This is a genomic window from Caproicibacter sp. BJN0012 (assembly GCF_035986805.1).
Taxonomy (GTDB): Bacteria; Bacillota; Clostridia; order Oscillospirales; family Acutalibacteraceae; genus Caproicibacter.
The window spans coordinates 254361-270477 of sequence record NZ_CP142518.1 but is presented as its reverse complement, the minus strand read 5'-3'; the positions used below and the strand labels follow the sequence as shown (position 1 = coordinate 270477).

Below are 16117 nucleotides of genomic sequence, written 5' to 3'. Positions count from 1 at the left end.
GAAAAGTCGGAGGAGATGCGGCGGTGGAATGAAAGGAGGCCTGATCTTTGACTCGGAACGGGAAAAAACACGCGAGCCTGAAAAGCGGGTACGAAAAGCTCGCGTTCGGCAGCGTCAACGACGCGGTGCGTCTGCTGTTTGGAGAAGAGCCGGACCCGCAGGAGCTGGAGTCCATGGATTTCAGCAACATCGCGGAGATCCGGCGCCTGAAGGACGGCGGTCTGGAAATCAAGTTTTACGACCGAATCCGGGCGCTGGACTGTCTGCGCAGCCTGAGCGAAAAGGGCGCGGGGGATTCCCCACTGTACCGCGCGCTGCAGAAATGCGCGCAGGAGACGCGGGAGGAAAAAAAGGATGGAATTTAACTCCTTTTCCACGCGCCAGCGGGAAGCGCTCTGCTGGTGGTGCCCGGGATCGCCGCACGCCGGGCGGGACGCGGTGATCTGCGACGGCGCGGTGCGCAGCGGAAAAACGCTTTGCCTGGGCCTTTCGTTCGTGCTGTGGGCATCCGCCCGGTTCGACGGGCGGTCGTTCGCGCTCTGCGGAAAGACCATCCGCTCGCTGCGGAGGAACCTGGTGACGACCCTGCTGCCGGCGCTGACGGAAGCCGGGTTCTCCTGCGTCCTCCACGCGGGAGAAAATCGAATCGACATTTCCTTTGGGAAAAGCAGAAACCGGTTCTACCTGTTCGGCGGAAAAGACGAGGGCTCGGCGGCGCTGATTCAGGGGGTGACGCTCGCGGGCGTGCTGTTCGACGAAGTCGCGCTGATGCCCCGTTCATTTGTGGAGCAGGCGCTGGCGCGCTGCTCGGTGGATGGTTCCAAATTCTGGTTCAGCTGCAACCCGGAAAGCCCCCGGCACTGGTTCTACAGGGAATGGATTTTAAAGGCGGAAGAAAAAAACGCGCTGCGCCTGCATTTCACAATGGAGGACAACCCGTCCCTCAGCCGAAAAATTCTTTCGCGGTACCGGTCTCTTTACACCGGCACCTTTTACGAGCGGTTTGTCCTTGGAAAATGGGTTGCGGCAGAGGGGCTGATCTATCCCTTTATGACGCAAAACATGTTCTACGGCGTGCCGGACGGCGGCTTTTCGCGCTATGCCGTCTCGTGCGATTACGGAACCTCGAACCCCTGTTCCATGGGACTTTGGGGGCTGCGGGACGGCGTCTGGTACCGCATCGAAGAGTCCTATTACGACTCCCGAAAAACCGGAGAGCAGCGCACCGACGAAGAGCATTACGCCGCTCTGGAACGGCTTTGCGGAAACCGAACCATCGAACGCGTGGTAGTCGACCCTTCCGCCGCGAGCTTTCTGGAGGTCATCCGACGGCACGGGAAATACCGCGCGCGGAAGGCGGACAACGCCGTGCTGGACGGCATCCGCAGGACCGCCGCCGCGCTCAAGCAGGGAAAAATCAGGGTTTGCCGCTGCTGCGCGGACGCGGAGCGGGAATTCGGGCTGTACCGCTGGGATGAAAGAAAAAACGGGGACGTGCCGGTGAAGGAAAACGACCACGCGATGGACGACATACGCTATTTTGTCACGTCTCTTCCACGCGCGGACAACGGATTTTTCGCCGTCGCGGCACCGAGAGAAAAGGAGGGAAAACATGCTGTTTTCCCATAAGAAAAACGGCGCGGCGGTTCGCGCGGTCCAAACGGCGGAGCGGAACGCTCCGTTCTCGGATCTGACCAGCTATGTGCCTCTGTGCGCCGGGGAGCGCCGCCTGTACGACGCGCTGCGCGAGGCGGTGCCGATCATCGACGCGGCGATTGAAAAGATCCTCCGCCTGGTCGGCAATTTTACGGTCCTCTGCCCGGACGGCACAGCGCAGCGCGAACTGAACCGGTTTCTTGAATCCGTGCAGGCCGGCGGGGCCCGGCAGGGGATTTCGAGCTTTCTGTCCACTTATCTCGACCAGCTTCTGACCTACGGGAACGCGGTCGGGGAGATGGTGGTGCAGGGTGGGGAACTGCGCGCTTTGTACAACGCTTCTCTGGACGACGTGGAGCTACGCGCCGCGTCGCCGCTCGCCGTAGAGGTGCGCCGACGGGAAAACGGAGTCGGCGTGCCGGTGAAATTTCCGGAACTGGTTTTCTGCTCCGCGCTGAACCCCCCGCCGGGCAGCGCGCAGGGGGTCTCTCTTCTGCGGGGGCTGCCGTTCGTCAGCCGGATCCTGGTCCAGATTTTCCACACCGTCGGGGTGAACTGGGAACGTCTGGGCGCAGTCCGCTTCGCGGTGACCTACAAGCCGGATTCCGACGCGGCGGACCAGGCGTTCGCCAGGGAGCGGGCGGAGCAGATCGCCACGGAATGGGGGCGGGCGATGCGCGGAGACAGTGTGAGCGACTTTATCGCGGTCGGCGACGTGAGTATCCGGGCGATCGGCTCGGATGTGAAGATTCCGGACAGCGAGGTCCCGGTTCGGCAGATTCTGGAGCAGATTATCGCCAAGCTCGGGATTCCGCCGTTCCTGCTCGGCCTGACGTGGTCTTCCACAGAAAGGATGTCCAGCCAGCAGGCGGATATCCTGACAAGCGAGCTGGAATCGTACCGGCGGCTTCTGAATCCCGTTATTTACAGAATCTGCAGCATGTGGCTGCGGCTGAACGGGTTTCCGCCGAAATTTTCCGTCGAGTGGGACGACATCACGCTCCAGGACACAACCGAGCTCGCCGCGGCGCGCTATCAGAACGCCCGCGCCGCCCAGCTTGAGCGGACCATCCGGCCGGAACGGCCCGTCATTTAGAACATCGCAAAGCCTTCTCTGTGTTTGACGGGACTGTCTTGGGACACTCCCGACAGGAACGCCTTTCTTTAACGGAATTTGAAAAAGCACGACCAAAAGCGGCAAAAATCCCATCCAGCCCTCGTCGTCAAGGCTTGAGGGCGAAAAAGAAAACAACAATAATTGAAGGGTTAAATCTCAACAACGACAGGTTATTAAAACTCACTCTATTTTATGAAAAGGAGGAATTCGTATTCTGACAAAATCTTATGCGCAAAATTCGGAAACGCCCGGAAACAAATCGGTTCCGGACGCGGACGCGCTTGAAAAGGTCAATCGCTTTACACGCCGGGATTTCTCGGCGGATGAGCTCTACATCTTTCCAATCGTTCTGTGCGACAACGAGATCGACCGGGACGGCGAGCGCTTTTCCATTCCCGCGCTTGAAAAGCTCTCTCGGCTGTTCGTAGGCAAGACGGGAATCTTTAACCACAGCGGCAAGGCAGAGGACCAGGCGGCGCGTATCTTCGACTGCCTCGTGGAGAACGACCCCTCGCGCAGGACCTCGGCGGGCGAGCCCTATACTTACCTGAAGGCAAGCGCTTACCTGCCCCGCACGGAAAAAAACGCGGACCTGATCGCCGGGCTTGAAAGCGGCATCAAAAAGGAGGTCAGCGTCGGGTGCGCCGTCCGAAGCGCGACATGCAGCATCTGCGGCGCCGACCTGAAAACCGGTTCCTGTGAACACGAGCGCGGGCGCTCTTACGGCGGCTCCCTCTGCTGCACGATACTGGACGACCCGACCGACGCCTACGAATGGTCGTTCGTCGCCGTGCCCGCCCAGCGGGAAGCGGGCGTCGTCAAGAGTTATTCCGACGCGGCCGGGACCGGATCGGAGGATCTTTTTAAGGCCCTGCGCCGCGGCGGGCCCGTCTCGCTGACGCGGGAAGAAGCAGAGGCGCTGACGGAAAAAATCGCGGTTCTGGAACGGGAAGCCGCCTGCGGGCGCGTTTACCGGGAGGAGCTGACGAAGGATTTTGTGCGCAGCGCGGCGCTGTCCAAGCCCGGAATTCCGACCGGCGCCCTCCGGCGCGCGGCGGACGGAATGGACCTTGACGACCTGAAATGCTTTGCGGCGGCATTCCGCCGGGACGCGGAGCGTCTGGTGCCGCTGACGCCCCAACTGGCCGGGGCGGAAAGACAGATTCCGGCAGACGGCAACTCGGCTTTTAAAATATAAAGGAGGATACAAAAATGAACGTGTCTTTAAACGGATTCCGGGAATCCATGGTGACCTTTGAAGCGGAAGACGGCCTTACGGCCGGCGTTCCGGTCAAACTGACGGCAAACGGAACCGCCGGCCCGTGCGCGGATGGGGACGTATTCTGCGGCGTGGCGGCAAACGAACGCTGCGGCTTCGCGGCGGTTCAGCTCGCCGGCTACGCCTGCCTGCCCTATGACGGGACGGCTCCGGCGGTCGGGTACCAGAACCTGTGCGCCGCGGCGGGCGGCAAAATCAAGACAGCGGAAACCGGCGGAAGAAACCTGCTCGTCACCGACGTGGACGAAGCCGCCCAAACCTGCGGCATTATTCTTTAAAAGGAGGAATGTGAAGTGAAATACGAATCCATCCGTCTGGAAAAAGGCATGTACGGCGTACCGGGAAAATCCTTTACACAGACTCTGGAGGGTCTGGACCCCTCCGCCGACTACGCGGGCACCCCGCTGGAGGGTCTGGACGCCTACCAGCGCCAGCTCAAGCGCTTCGATATCAGGGTGGGCGGCCCCGCCTCCGATAAAATCGAAAAGTTCTTTCAGACCGGTGACTCCTCCGCGCTGTTCCCCGAATATATCTCCCGCGCGGTGAGTCAGGGCATGGAGCAGGCAAACCTGCTGCCCGAACTGGTCGCGGCCACGACGCAGATCGACTCGATGGATTACCGGACGATCGAGTCGGACCCCTCCGAGGACGACAAAAGCCTGAAGCCCGTCGCGGAAGGCGCACAGCTGCCGCAGACCAATATCAAAATCAAAAGCCAGCTCGTGCGCCTGAACAAGCGCGGCAGGATGTTGACGGCGAGTTACGAGGCGCTGCGCTTCCAGCGTCTGGACCTGTTCACCGTGACGCTGCGGCAGATCGGGTCGGCCATCGCGCGCAGCCAGCTTTCCGACGCGATCGGCGTTTTGCTCAACGGCGACGACGGAAACGAACCCGCCGGTACGGTAGCCGCCTCTGGCGCGGCTCCGGATTACGGGGACTTGGTGAACCTGTGGAGCAGCCTTTCCCCCTATACTCTGAACACGCTGCTCGTGTCGACCGCCGCGACAAAGGACCTGCTGTCCATATCCGAATTCAAGGACGCGGTCGCGGGGCTGAACTTCCAGGGCACCGGCAAACTGATCAGCCCTCTGGGGGCAAAGCTGCTGCACGCGCCGCAGATGGAATCCGGTAAAGTCATTGGCCTTGACAAAACCTGCGCGCTCGAAATGGTGCAGGCGGGCGGCGTGACAACCGATTCCGACCGGCTGATCGACCGTCAGCTTGAACGTACCGCCATCAGCGTGACGGCCGGTTTCGCCAGGCTGTTTGACGGCGCGGTCCGCATTCTGACCTATGGAGCCTGACTGTGATTGAAATTCGCACTGAGGATGTGTTTGCCCGGTTCTCCATGCTGTGCGGCAGAGAGGACACCGGCGCGTATCAGGCGCTGTGTTCCGACGCCGCTTCCGAAATCAGGGCCGGCGAGCGCGCATCCTGCGGAGAGGAAAGCCGCGACGTTCTCACCGCGGCAGCCGCGGCTCTCGCGTTTTACCGGTATATTCTGGCATACGCGGGAACCGGGGTGGAGTCTTTCTCCGCGGGGGACGTCAAGGTGACCTCGGGGACCGGGAACACCGAATCCGCACGGAGACTATGGGAAGGGGCGGCGGCCGCAGCCGCCCCTTATCTTACGGACACGGGATGTTTTCTGTTTGGAAGGATCCGGCCGTGAGCAGGCACTCGGCTGTGGAAACCATGCTGAAAAAGTACGGTTCCACGGCAAGTCTGAACGGGACGCAGGTCAAGGCGGTCATCCGTCCCCTTCAGATTCAGTCCGGTGCCGACAGCAGCCTGACCGGCGGAGATTCAGGGCTCTGCTACCGTTACACCGGGCCGGCGGGCTGCCGGCTTTCGAGCGGGGATACCCTGGTGTCCGACGGCCTGACGTACAGCGTGCGCCGGTCGGGCACCGCGGTGCTGGGAGGAGAAGCGCTGTACGAATGGGCGGTACTGAAGGAGCTGCCCGTCTCGGCGGACACGGAGATCGTCCTGCTTTCCACGGACGGGACCGCGCTGGCGCACGCGAAGGGCTACGAATCAAAAATTCTGAGGGACGGATGTGAAATCCGCTCCTGGGGCGAGGGAAGCCCGGCGGAGATCGGAGAAGGGGAAACCTCCTATGAACTGACGCTGTACGATGTTTTGCCGGAGAACGGGATTTCTTTTTCAAGCCTGGGGGAATTTCTGGTGGAGATCAGGGGGACCGCGCGCACGGAAGCCTATTCCGGCTGCCGGGTGAAGGACGAAACGGAAAAAGGAGGACGGCTTCTTCCGCCGCATCGCTCTCTTCTGATTCTGGCGGCAGAAAAAACAGAGGAGGCGGTATCGTGACGGAAAACGCGGCGGAAGAAATTTCAAGGGCCATCGAGCGCGACTGTCTGAGGTTTCCGCGAAATCTGAGTCTGGAGGAGGGTGAAAATGCGGCTGACACCGATGAGCTATAAGGACTATATCTGGCCGCGCAACCCGGAGACCGTGACGGTGGCTCGCGCGAAAAACATCGGCAAATATCCGATTCCCCGCGCCGGGAATGTGCTGCAGGATCTGGGGATGGGAAGCCGCACCGTCAGGGGAAGCGGCGCTTTCTCCGGTTCCGGGTGCGCGGAGGAATTTCAGAAGCTTTCCGCCGTTTTCGCCGAAGAGGGCGTGGGACAGCTTCTTCTGCCGGGCATGGCGCCGTTCTCGGCGGTGTTCTCCTCGCTGACGCGGAAGGGGGACCCGCGCCCGGACCGCATCGGCTACGAATTTGAATTCTGGGAGGACGGCTCGGCCCCGGAGTCGGAATCGGTCGTCAGCGACCCGAAGACCTACCTCTGCAAAGCGGGGGACACCCTGTTCTCCATCGCGGCTTCCTTCGGAATCAGCGTGGATGCCCTTCAGGCGTGCAACCCGGACATTCAGTGGCCGAACGCTCCCGGGGAGGGAACGGCGGTGATCGTGCCGTGATCTATCTTGCAACCGGACCCGCGGGAGAAATCACTCTCCCCTCGCCTGTCCGCATCCGGCTGGACCGGGACGCGGACGCGCCGGCCGACGGTTTTGAGGGGACCTTTCCGCTGCCTGCCGGCGGCGGTCAAATGACCGGGCTGACGGTTTACGACGAGACGGGGAATATCTTCTTCGACGGGATCGTCGACGAACAGGAAGAGGATCTGACGGGCGGCACTCTCTCCCTGTCCGGCCGCAGCCGCGCGGCGCTGCTGCTGGATAACGAGGCGTTGCCGCAGAATTATGTCAATCCGTCGCTCGCGACCGTTTTTGACCGGCATATCCGCCCCTACGGCTTCACCCGATTCCTGGGGGACGAAAAGTCCTTTACGGGAACGCTGGCCGTGACCAAAGGAATGAGCGAATGGGCCGCGGCCGCGGCTTTCTGCTCCCGCTTTTTAAAAACGGAGCCGAGAATCGCAAACGGAATATTCGACGCCTCCGGCTCCGCCCCGGAGTATGAATTTGTTTTCGGAAAAAGCGGAATCCGGTTCAGCTCCGGGCTGGCACGAGGCCGGTACTGCGAACTGTATTCGGAGCTGTATATGATGGACCCGGACGGCGGAACCTATACGCTGTCCGCAAGGAGCGATGACGCGGCGGCGCTCAGCGTAGCGCGCAGACGTTTCCTGAGCGCAGGAACGGACGTCTCCGCCGTGTTGAAAAAGGCGGGGCAAAGCGCGTTCACCTGCGTTCTGGACTGCCCCGGCGCCGTTTCCGCGCCGCTGCTTTCTCCGGCGCGGATCACCGAACCCCCGTCCGGTTTTGAAAAAAGCCTGTGCGTTTCTGCCCTTCGCTACCTGCTCGACGCGGAGGGAGAACACACCAGAATTACCCTGAGGAGGGAATGACCATGTGGATCTCGCAGAAAATCATCGCCGCGCAGTCGGCGAAGCCCTCCGCCGAACTGGCGAAAATGACCGGAAGCGCCGCGGCCCAGGGCGTGAATGAATACCGCGGTCTGCCGTTCGCCGGGCCGTGGGGAATCGCCTATCAGCCGCCGAACGCGGCTCAGGCCGTGATTGTCTCGACCAGCGCGGGGGACGCCTGCATCGGGACGATGGCTGCCGGCCGGGACTTAAAGCCGGGGGAACTGCTGCTGTATTCCTCCGGCGGCGCGGAGTTGTATTTAAAGAACAACGGAGACATTGTCATCAACGGGCAGGTCTTTCAGAAGGAGGCGGAAGATGGATCTTGAACTTTCCGGCGGCGATTTCGCCGCGGACGAAAGCGGAAGGCCCAAAACGGTCACCGGGGCGGAGGAGCTGTTCCAGCGCGCCGGGATCCGGCTGTCCGTGCCGCTCGGGTCGTTTGCCTGCAACCCCGCGCTCGGCAGCCGTCTGCATACGCTGACGGCCGACACGCCGCTGCGGGAGGAAAAAGCTCTTTCCATGGCACAGGAAGCGCTGCGGGGGCTGCCGCAGCTCGCCGTGGCGGAGGCGTCCTTTCCGGAGGACGACCCTTCCAAGGTTAAAATCACGCTGATTTACGGCGGCGACAGCCGCGATGTGGAGGTGAAGCTCTGACGGACAGCTACGATGCGATTCTGTCCCGCATGAAGAAAAAATTCACGGACCTCGCCGGGTACTCTCCCGACGACGCGTCGGATATCGGAATCCGAATCCGGTTATTGGCGGGAGAGATCTACTCGATCGGGACCGCGGTCGATTGGCTCAAGCGCCAGTCCTTCGCGCAGACCGCGAACGGGCAGGAGCTGGAATACCGCGCGCAGGAGCGCGGGCTTTCGCGCAAAAACCCGGTGCAGGCGCACGGCATCCTGACCTTTTCCCGCGACTCGGCGATCTGGTTCGACGTGCCGGTCGCGGCCGGAACAGTCTGCTCCACAGCAGGGGCAAACCCGGTGCGGTATGTGACGACCGGGGCCGCCGTCCTGAAAGCGAACACGCTGAGCGTGGACGTGCCCGCCCAGGCGGAGGAAGGCGGCAGCGCGGGAAACGCCGAGGCCGGAAGCATTACGGTCGCCGTCACGATCCCCACCGGCATCCAGGCCGTGAACAATGCCTCCGCCTTTGCGGGCGGAGAGGATGAGGAGAGTGACAGCGCGCTGCGGTCCCGCCTGCTGCAAAGCAGCGCCTCCGCTTCCAACGGAGCGAACGCGGCGTACTACCGGGATTACGCGCTCTCCTGCGACGGGGTCGATTCCGCCAGCGTCGTGCCGCGCGCAAACGGCGCCGGGACGGTCGCGCTGTATCTGGGCGGCAGGGGATGCGCCCCGTCGGACGCCGTCGTCGCCAAAATTTCGGGGGACCTGAACGCCGCGAGGGAAATCTGCACGCAGGTGACCGTGGCGGCGGCGCAAATGCTTCCGGTCAATGTGACGGCCTCGGTGACCGCGGCAGCCGGGCTGGACTCCTCCGAAGTAAGCGCGGCGTGCGAAACGGCGGTCCGAAATTATTTTGACGGCCTCGGCGTTTCGGAGCCGGTCGTCCCCGCCGCGCTGAACGCCGCGCTGTTTTCCACCGGCATGATCCGCAACTGCACGCTCAGCGTGGGTACGGCATCCGTTTCACAGAATCAGATGGCCGTCTGCGGGACCATAACGGTGACCGTGACGCAGGGGGGATAGCTTTTTGGATACTCTGGAATCGATGAAAAACCAGCTCGCCCCAACCGGGCTTTACCGGCTGGACGGGACGACGACGGTGGATTTTGAACTCGCTGCCTACGCCGAAGGGCTGAACCCGCTGTGTGCGGAGCTTCTGAGTCTGCAGGCCGAAAGCTACGCCGCGACGGCCTCCGATTACGGACTTCGGGAAAAGGAGCGCGCGTTCGCGCTGCCGCCCTCCGGAGACGCGGAGGCGCGGCGCGGGGCGCTGCTCAAGCTTTGCGCGGTGTTCCCCGGAACCTGCACGAAGGAAGGTCTGGAAGCCGCGCTTTCCGCGTTCGGCCTTTCGGTCCGTCTGGAGGAAGACCCGGCGGATTCAAAAATCATCGCGCATTTTCTCTCTTTGCCAGCCTGCGGGGAAGCGGAGGCACAAAAAAAGCTGGAAATATTTTTTCCCGCGCATTTGACGGCCGAATCGGATTTCACCGGCGTTTCGTGAAACAATAACCGTATTCCCGGGGAAGCGTCCGCTTCGACAGAAATTGGTTGCAATTTCCCCAAAACTGCGGTATTTTGATAAAGACACAGAAGAAAAGACAAGGGAAACGGACGAAGAAACCGCAGAAAAGGAGCGGCTGATCGAAAATGCACGAAAACAAGGAGAAACAGGAACGCGCCCTTTTGGTTGAAGTGGACACGGGGGAATACGACGCGCAGTCCTCTCTGGCGGAGCTGTACGAATTGACCCGCAGCGCGGGCGCGCAGCCATTCGGCGCGATGACGCAGAAAAGGCCGTCGCCGGACGCCGCCACCTGCGTGGGAAGCGGAATGATGAGCCAGATCGCCGATTTTGTACAAAAATACGAACTGAACCTTATCATCTTTGACCGCGAGCTGTCCCCCACCCAGATCCGCAACACCGAGCGGCTGAGCGGAGTGCGCGTGATCGACCGGACCATGCTGATTCTGGACATCTTCGCGGCGCGGGCAAAAAGCCGGGAAGGCAAGCTTCAGGTGGAACTCGCCCAGTTGAAATATCTGCTGCCGCGCCTCGGGGGGCACGGCAGTGAGCTTTCCCGCCTGGGAGGCGGAATCGGAACGCGGGGCCCCGGAGAAAGCCAGCTGGAAACCGACCGCCGGCACATCCGCCGCCGGATCGATTCCCTGACGCGGCAGATTCACGACGTGGAACTGCACCGCAGACAGATCAGCCGGCGAAGAAAAAAGGATGGCTTTGTCACCGCGGCGCTGGTCGGCTACACAAACGCGGGAAAATCGACGCTGATGAACGCGCTGACCGGCGCGGGGGTACCGGCGGAAGACATGCTGTTCTGCACGCTCGACCCCACGGCACGCACCTTACGGCTGCCGGGCGGCGAAACGGTGATGCTGATCGACACCGTCGGCTTTGTCCGCCGCCTGCCCCATCACCTGGTGCAGGCGTTTCGCTCCACGCTGGAGCAGGCTGTGGAAGCGGACATCATCCTGAACGTCTGCGATGCCTCCAGTCCGGAGGCTCCCGCCCACCTGGAAGTGACAAGAAAGCTTCTCGCGGAACTCGGCTGCGGGGATCGCCCCATCATCCCGGTCCTGAACAAATGCGACCTGATCCCGGACATCGGAGATATCCCGATGATCGGTCAGGCGGTGCGCGTCAGCGCACGGACGGGCGAGGGGTTGGATCAGCTCCTCGCCACAATGGAGGAGAAGCTCCCGAAACCGTCTTTAAGGGTCCGGCTGCTGCTTCCCTTCACCGAATCCGGCCTGGAAGCCGAAATCCGAAAGAGCGGCAACGTGGAAAGCGAGGAATACACCGAAAACGGCTTTATGCTGACCGCGAGCATTCCGCCCGGGCTTTCCGGGGTCTTGAGCCGGTTTTTAATTGAATAAAGAATTTCAATGTGACCTCCGCGATTTCTCGCGGAGGTTTTTCTGATTTTTTTGTTTTTCTTAAAATTCAGCATCCTGCATAGAACAGCTTTGAAGCCAAGCAGAATTCCATTTTATATCGACGAAAATCGGTCCTTTTTCCCCTTCGCGGGAGTGTTTTTTTCCGCAGGCCCCCCACCTTTTAAGCGTGTCCGGCTTATAATAAAGCACTTATTTTGGATAAATTATCAAATTTTTCTCCCCTTCAACCGATAAATAATTATCCATTTAAAATTGCCGTAACAGAATTCAAGAAAGAGCAGAACTTGATTTCAGTCTAAAAGGAGTAGAACCAGCCATGAAGGGAAAATGGAAGAGGGAAAAAAAGCGGAACTCAAAATTGAAGCAAAAGAGAAGATTCCACTTTGGGGGCGGAAAAAGTCTGACGGTTAAAATGCTGGCCTGGATCGGAATTCCCGTACTGTGCTTTTTCTGCGCCGCCGCTTTGCTCGTGCTGAACAGCGTGCGGCAATCCGTTGCACAGATCATCGGCGTCCAGCTTTCCGCGCAGTCAAAGTCGGTTTCCAGTGAAATCAGCGAATTTTTCACCGGCTACATGAAATCGGCGGAAAGCCTTGCGGCAAGCACGCAGGTAAAGTCTCTGTTTCTCGACACGGTGGAGGGGACCTCCGTCATGCAGAGCGAAGAATACATGGCGGTTCTGCAGACGCTGCAGAACATTCAGGACACGGACCAGGATAACATCGTGGCGGCGTGGGTGGCCGACGCCGACTCGAACCAGATGATGGAATCCACCGGGCAGGTGGTCTCATCCGGGTTTGATCTGGAACAGGCATCGTGGTACCGGGAAATGACCAGCGAAAAAGGGGAAGTCCTGACTGAGCCTTACCAGAACGCGGCGACAAACCGGCAGATTGTCAGCGTCGTATGCCCGGTTTATCAGAAAGATACCGACAAGGTCATCGGCGCTGCGGGACTTGACGTCACCCTGGACAGGCTCAACGACCTTGTGAGCGGATACAAGCTGGGCCGGAACGGATTTCTGATTCTGACCTCCAAAAACGGAACGGTTGTCAGCTCGCCTAATCAGGACTGGAATAACAAAAGCATATCGAAAACCGGGCTTCCCGCTAATCTGATCTCCGCCATCTTGGGCGGGACTTCGGAAATCGTCCAATACGACGCTTTGGGCGGCAAAAATTACGGGTATGTCGCGGCGGTCGGAAAAACCGGCTGGGCGGTTACGACGGGGCTGCCGGAAAACGAGTACAACAGCTCGGTTTCCTCCGTTCAGACAACCATGGCCGCCGTATATGGGATTTCGCTTCTCCTGCTTCTCATCCTGCTGGTTTTCCTTTCGCTCACCATCGTCAGGCCGCTGAAAAAGCTGCAAAGCGCGGCGCAGAAAATTGCCGACGGAGACCTGGACGTCTCCGTGGAGCTTCACGCTTCCGACGAAGTCGGACAGGTCGGTTCCGCCATTTCCAACATTGTCGGCAGGCTCCGGGAGTACATCCGTTATATCGACGAAATTTCCTCCGTGCTGGACCGGATCGCCGAAGGAAATCTGATTTACGACCTGAAATGCGATTACGAGGGTGAATTTTCCAAAATCAGGCAGTCTCTGCTGCACATCCGCGGCACGCTTTCGGATACCTTCGCCGGCATTGCGGAAGCGGCCGACGAAGTCGCGGCGGGTTCGGCGCAGCTGGCGGGCGGCTCCCAGTCCCTTTCGCAGGGGGCCGCCGGGCAGGCTGCTTCCGTGGAGGAGCTTTCCGCCTCCGTCACGGAAGTGGAGGAGCGCGTGGAGCGCAGCGCAGGCAGCGCGGAAGAAGCAAAGCTGCTTTCGGATGCCGCTTCCGAACAAATGAGGACCGGAAACGAACGGATGGCGGAACTGACGAAGGCGATGGAGGAGATCAGGAATTCTTCCGGGCAGATCGGCCAGATTCTGAAAACCATCGACGACATCGCCTTCCAGACCAACATTCTCGCCCTGAACGCGGCGGTGGAAGCGGCGCGCGCCGGGGAGGCCGGAAAGGGATTCTCCGTTGTGGCGGATGAAGTCCGCAGCCTTGCCGCGAAAAGTTCCGAGGCGGCAAAGAGCACTTCGGCTCTGATCGAAGCCTCCCTGCGCAGCGTGAACAACGGCGCGTCCGTCGCGGAGGAAACGGGGAAAGCCTTTTCCAAAGCGGGCGACAGCGTACACAGGACCTCGGAGCTGATGGCGGGAGTCGCGGAAATCACCGCGCAGCAGACCGGCTCCATCCGGCAGATCCGGCAGGGACTGGACCAGATTTCCTCCGCGGTGCAGACCACTTCCGCGACCGCGGAGGAGGCGGCGGCCTCCAGCGAGGAGCTGAGCGGCCAGGCCGGGGAACTGAAATCGCTGGTCGGCAAATTCAAAATTGAATCATAGAGGCCGGCCCAAATGAAAAAACGAACTTCCGGAACAAAATTCCGGGAGTTCGTTTTGCTTTCTGTACGGCTTTGCTGTTATTTTGTGAGCGGCACGCGGACTCCGAACAGTTCGACCGACTCGATCTGCTTCGCGTCGACCAGCGTTTCGAGGCTGCCGGAAAATTCAAAATCTCCGTCGGGATCCACGCTTCCGCCGATTTTATTTTCACTCTCCGTCACGGTCGAGCCGTCTTTCAGGAAGAGTTTGATGGGCGTGTTCGGAAAAAGTGCTTTTTGCCCTCCCTCCGCGCAGGTTCCGGAGAAAGAGATCGACAGGTCGGAAATCGTGATGCTTTGGACCGTGAGATGCAGCCCGTTCGGGGTCGTGCCGCTTTGAGCCGGATGGAAGGTCCGCGACGTGTCGGCAAAGGAAAGTGTGAACGGAATTTCCCATTTGCCGGGAAAACGCGTCAGCCTTTTCGATTTGAAATTTCGGGCGATCCTGTAATGGTCCAGGTCGTTCACCGTGCAGTCGCCGGTCAGACGGTTGTCGTCCAGCCTCGGATTCAGCGCGAGGACGATTCTCCCTCTGTTCAGGGCAAGTTTCTGGTCCTTATCCTTTTTTACCGCGTTCTGATAGGCTTCCTCGCTGTCAAAGCCCACATGCTCCACGCCGTTCCCGGTGATAATTTCATCCTCGAAATTGACCGGGTTTCCCGTCTCCGTGTTCTGGAAGCAGAGCTCTTTCAGCCCGGATGCTTCCGTGCTGTTTCCGGGCGTGATGCTGAGATAGAGCAGATTCTGCTGGCAGCCGTACTCCCCGGTTTCGTGGAACCCGATGTTGTCAAGATAGGATCCGGGGTAAAGGCTGGAAAATCCGACATGCTGCTTCCCCGCCGGAATGGTCCAGCTGGGCGCAACCAGTGATTTGTCCGCGTAAACGTCGAACAGTCCCGTCTTGAGAAAATGCTCCGGCTGCTCCGGCGACATTTTCCGGTACAGCTCGCCGAGATTCTTGAACAGGAACCCGGCGTCTTCGCAGGAATTCACCTCATCGGTAAAATCCTTGAGCGACAGAGTCACCTGCTTGCCGTTTTGTCCTGAAAAATCCCCTTCCGCAATCGCTTCAAACTGCGCGGTGTCCGGAACGGAGGCGTCATCCGTGCGGAAGGTAAAGCAGTTATACTGTTTTTCTCCGGCGCCAACGCTCGCTTCGGCAAATTCCTGCAGCCGCGACCTGCGGGTCGCGGTGGACTCTTGAAGCGGCGTCGAATCCGTGCTTTTTACCGTGAAGGCGATATACATCCTCTGGTTGTCGCAGGCCGTCCGGTTCACGGTGATCGTGAGGCCGTCCGCCTGTGCCGTCATTTGAATGCTTTTCCCCACCGCGTTCTCCACCTCCGCCGGGACAGACGAAGTGATTTTCTTTTGATAGATCGGTTCCGGAAACTTTGCGAACTGCCGGATGCCGTAAGCGACGGCGGTGACGGAGCCGAACGCGACCAGCGCGCAGGCCGGGATCAGAATGCCCCAGCGGATTTTCCCGCGGCGCGGAGCCTGGCGCATCGCTTTTCCCGTCCGGCTGAACAGATCATTTGGAATGGGCCGGAGATTGGCCTCCGTCTTGTATTCGCTCCGAAAACTCCTCATATTCTTCTCCTTTCATCAGGTCGCGCTTCAAAAGCTCTCTGGCCCGGCTCAGCCGCTTTGCCGCCGCCGAATAGCTGATGCGCAGCGCGCGGCCGATTTCTTCGATCGGCATGTCCTCGTAATAAAACAGATGAATCACGGTGCGGTACCTGGGCGGCAGGCGCATGACGCTGTAATAGACCCCGGCGTTTTCCTCCGCCTCCCGCGCCGGAAGCTCCCCATCCGGCGGAAGGGGTTCCTCCCGGCGCCGCGCGATGGATTTCCACAGGCTGCGGCCGCAGTTGACCGCCGTGTGAATCAGCCAGGCTTTCAGATGTTCTTCATTCTCGAACCGGGGCTCGGAACGGACCAGCCGCAGAAAGACCTCCTGAAAGACATCCTCCGCATCCGCCGAATTTCTCGTCCGCGCAAGCGCGAGCCGGTACACCATGCTTCCATACCGCTCCAGCGCCATTTCCGGCTCCATCAAAAACGCCATTCCCTCACCCTCCTTTCACCTGTAATACCACCGAGGTCCACAGATCTTGACCGAAAAAATAAAAAAATACGAGTCGGAGCATGTCCCCGTCGG

The 16117-nt window shown here is 60.3% G+C and carries 19 protein-coding genes; 17 read left to right on the top strand and 2 right to left on the bottom strand.

The genetic code is table 11. From position 1 onward, the window contains the following. Positions 1–47 precede the first annotated feature (47 nt). From VA597_RS01350 to VA597_RS01270, 17 genes are all read left to right on the top strand, one after another. Positions 48–365, top strand: a complete 318-nt coding sequence (locus VA597_RS01350) for a hypothetical protein (RefSeq protein WP_128741257.1) — start codon at positions 48–50, stop codon at positions 363–365. After that, a complete protein-coding gene (locus VA597_RS01345; protein WP_128741256.1) occupies positions 355–1629 on the top strand; it encodes a PBSX family phage terminase large subunit in 1275 nt (424 codons plus the stop codon). The genes VA597_RS01350 and VA597_RS01345 overlap by 11 nt, the downstream gene beginning before the upstream one ends. Then, entirely contained in the window at positions 1613–2752 is a 1140-nt protein-coding gene (locus VA597_RS01340; RefSeq protein ID WP_128741255.1) for a serine/threonine protein phosphatase, read from the top strand. The genes VA597_RS01345 and VA597_RS01340 overlap by 17 nt, the downstream gene beginning before the upstream one ends. Before the next feature lie 20 nt (positions 2753–2772). Beyond that, on the top strand, positions 2773–2991 hold the full coding sequence (locus VA597_RS01335) for a hypothetical protein (RefSeq protein ID WP_326974946.1): 219 nt from the start codon (positions 2773–2775) through the stop codon (positions 2989–2991). Positions 2992–3269: 278 nt separating this feature from the next. Continuing rightward, a complete protein-coding gene (locus VA597_RS01330; RefSeq protein ID WP_243112578.1) occupies positions 3270–3971 on the top strand; it encodes a hypothetical protein in 702 nt (233 codons plus the stop codon). Positions 3972–3985: 14 nt separating this feature from the next. Then, complete coding sequence (locus tag VA597_RS01325) at positions 3986–4330, top strand: hypothetical protein (RefSeq protein ID WP_128741253.1); 345 nt, start codon at positions 3986–3988, stop codon at positions 4328–4330. Between the two features lie 48 nt (positions 4331–4378). After that, complete coding sequence (locus VA597_RS01320; RefSeq protein WP_128744195.1) at positions 4379–5356, top strand: phage major capsid protein; 978 nt, start codon at positions 4379–4381, stop codon at positions 5354–5356. Between the two features lie 2 nt (positions 5357–5358). Next, positions 5359–5724 carry a hypothetical protein gene (locus VA597_RS01315; protein ID WP_128741252.1) on the top strand — a complete coding sequence of 122 codons (366 nt, stop codon included), beginning with the start codon at positions 5359–5361 and terminating at the stop codon, positions 5722–5724. Continuing rightward, complete coding sequence (locus tag VA597_RS01310; protein ID WP_128741251.1) at positions 5721–6383, top strand: hypothetical protein; 663 nt, start codon at positions 5721–5723, stop codon at positions 6381–6383. The genes VA597_RS01315 and VA597_RS01310 overlap by 4 nt, the downstream gene beginning before the upstream one ends. Before the next feature lie 87 nt (positions 6384–6470). Further along, on the top strand, positions 6471–6998 hold the full coding sequence (locus VA597_RS01305; RefSeq protein WP_128741250.1) for a LysM peptidoglycan-binding domain-containing protein: 528 nt from the start codon (positions 6471–6473) through the stop codon (positions 6996–6998). Continuing rightward, positions 6995–7891 carry a hypothetical protein gene (locus VA597_RS01300; protein WP_128741249.1) on the top strand — a complete coding sequence of 299 codons (897 nt, stop codon included), beginning with the start codon at positions 6995–6997 and terminating at the stop codon, positions 7889–7891. Before VA597_RS01305 ends, VA597_RS01300 begins: the two co-directional genes overlap by 4 nt. Positions 7892–7893: 2 nt before the next feature. Further along, a complete protein-coding gene (locus tag VA597_RS01295) occupies positions 7894–8238 on the top strand; it encodes a hypothetical protein (RefSeq protein WP_128741248.1) in 345 nt (114 codons plus the stop codon). Further along, on the top strand, positions 8228–8566 hold the full coding sequence (locus VA597_RS01290) for a histidine kinase (protein ID WP_128741247.1): 339 nt from the start codon (positions 8228–8230) through the stop codon (positions 8564–8566). The genes VA597_RS01295 and VA597_RS01290 overlap by 11 nt, the downstream gene beginning before the upstream one ends. A gap of 29 nt (positions 8567–8595) precedes the next feature. Beyond that, positions 8596–9627, top strand: a complete 1032-nt coding sequence (locus VA597_RS01285; protein ID WP_128741246.1) for a baseplate J/gp47 family protein — start codon at positions 8596–8598, stop codon at positions 9625–9627. A 4-nt stretch (positions 9628–9631) separates the two neighbouring features. Then, on the top strand, positions 9632–10105 hold the full coding sequence (locus VA597_RS01280; RefSeq protein WP_128741245.1) for a hypothetical protein: 474 nt from the start codon (positions 9632–9634) through the stop codon (positions 10103–10105). Between the two features lie 146 nt (positions 10106–10251). Next, positions 10252–11496: a GTPase HflX gene (hflX, locus tag VA597_RS01275; RefSeq protein ID WP_128741244.1), complete on the top strand. Its 1245-nt coding sequence runs from the start codon at positions 10252–10254 to the stop codon at positions 11494–11496. Positions 11497–11875: 379 nt separating this feature from the next. After that, the gene (locus VA597_RS01270; RefSeq protein ID WP_326974945.1) at positions 11876–13915 is read left to right on the top strand and encodes a methyl-accepting chemotaxis protein; all 2040 of its coding nucleotides are present in this window, start codon (positions 11876–11878) and stop codon (positions 13913–13915) included. Between the two features lie 77 nt (positions 13916–13992). Here VA597_RS01270 and VA597_RS01265 read toward each other — a convergent pair whose 3' ends face one another. Then, positions 13993–15546, bottom strand: a complete 1554-nt coding sequence (locus tag VA597_RS01265; RefSeq protein ID WP_128741242.1) for a DUF4179 domain-containing protein — start codon at positions 15544–15546, stop codon at positions 13993–13995. Then, positions 15488–16024 (bottom strand): RNA polymerase sigma factor, encoded by a 537-nt coding sequence (locus VA597_RS01260; protein ID WP_128741241.1) that lies wholly within the window; start codon positions 16022–16024, stop codon positions 15488–15490. Before VA597_RS01260 ends, VA597_RS01265 begins: the two co-directional genes overlap by 59 nt. Positions 16025–16117: the final 93 nt, after the last annotated feature.

Coding starts and splice junctions, on each gene's coding strand:
- VA597_RS01345 (WP_128741256.1), top strand. CDS start 355: ATGGAATTTAACTCCTTTTCCACGCGCCAGCGGGAAGCGCTCTGCTGG.
- VA597_RS01320 (WP_128744195.1), top strand. CDS start 4,379: ATGTACGGCGTACCGGGAAAATCCTTTACACAGACTCTGGAGGGTCTG.
- VA597_RS01325 (WP_128741253.1), top strand. CDS start 3,986: ATGAACGTGTCTTTAAACGGATTCCGGGAATCCATGGTGACCTTTGAA.
- VA597_RS01295 (WP_128741248.1), top strand. CDS start 7,894: ATGTGGATCTCGCAGAAAATCATCGCCGCGCAGTCGGCGAAGCCCTCC.
- hflX (WP_128741244.1), top strand. CDS start 10,252: ATGCACGAAAACAAGGAGAAACAGGAACGCGCCCTTTTGGTTGAAGTG.
- VA597_RS01265 (WP_128741242.1), bottom strand. CDS start 15,546: ATGAGGAGTTTTCGGAGCGAATACAAGACGGAGGCCAATCTCCGGCCC.
- VA597_RS01290 (WP_128741247.1), top strand. CDS start 8,228: ATGGATCTTGAACTTTCCGGCGGCGATTTCGCCGCGGACGAAAGCGGA.
- VA597_RS01260 (WP_128741241.1), bottom strand. CDS start 16,024: ATGGCGTTTTTGATGGAGCCGGAAATGGCGCTGGAGCGGTATGGAAGC.
- VA597_RS01285 (WP_128741246.1), top strand. CDS start 8,596: ATGAAGAAAAAATTCACGGACCTCGCCGGGTACTCTCCCGACGACGCG.
- VA597_RS01340 (WP_128741255.1), top strand. CDS start 1,613: ATGCTGTTTTCCCATAAGAAAAACGGCGCGGCGGTTCGCGCGGTCCAA.
- VA597_RS01305 (WP_128741250.1), top strand. CDS start 6,471: ATGCGGCTGACACCGATGAGCTATAAGGACTATATCTGGCCGCGCAAC.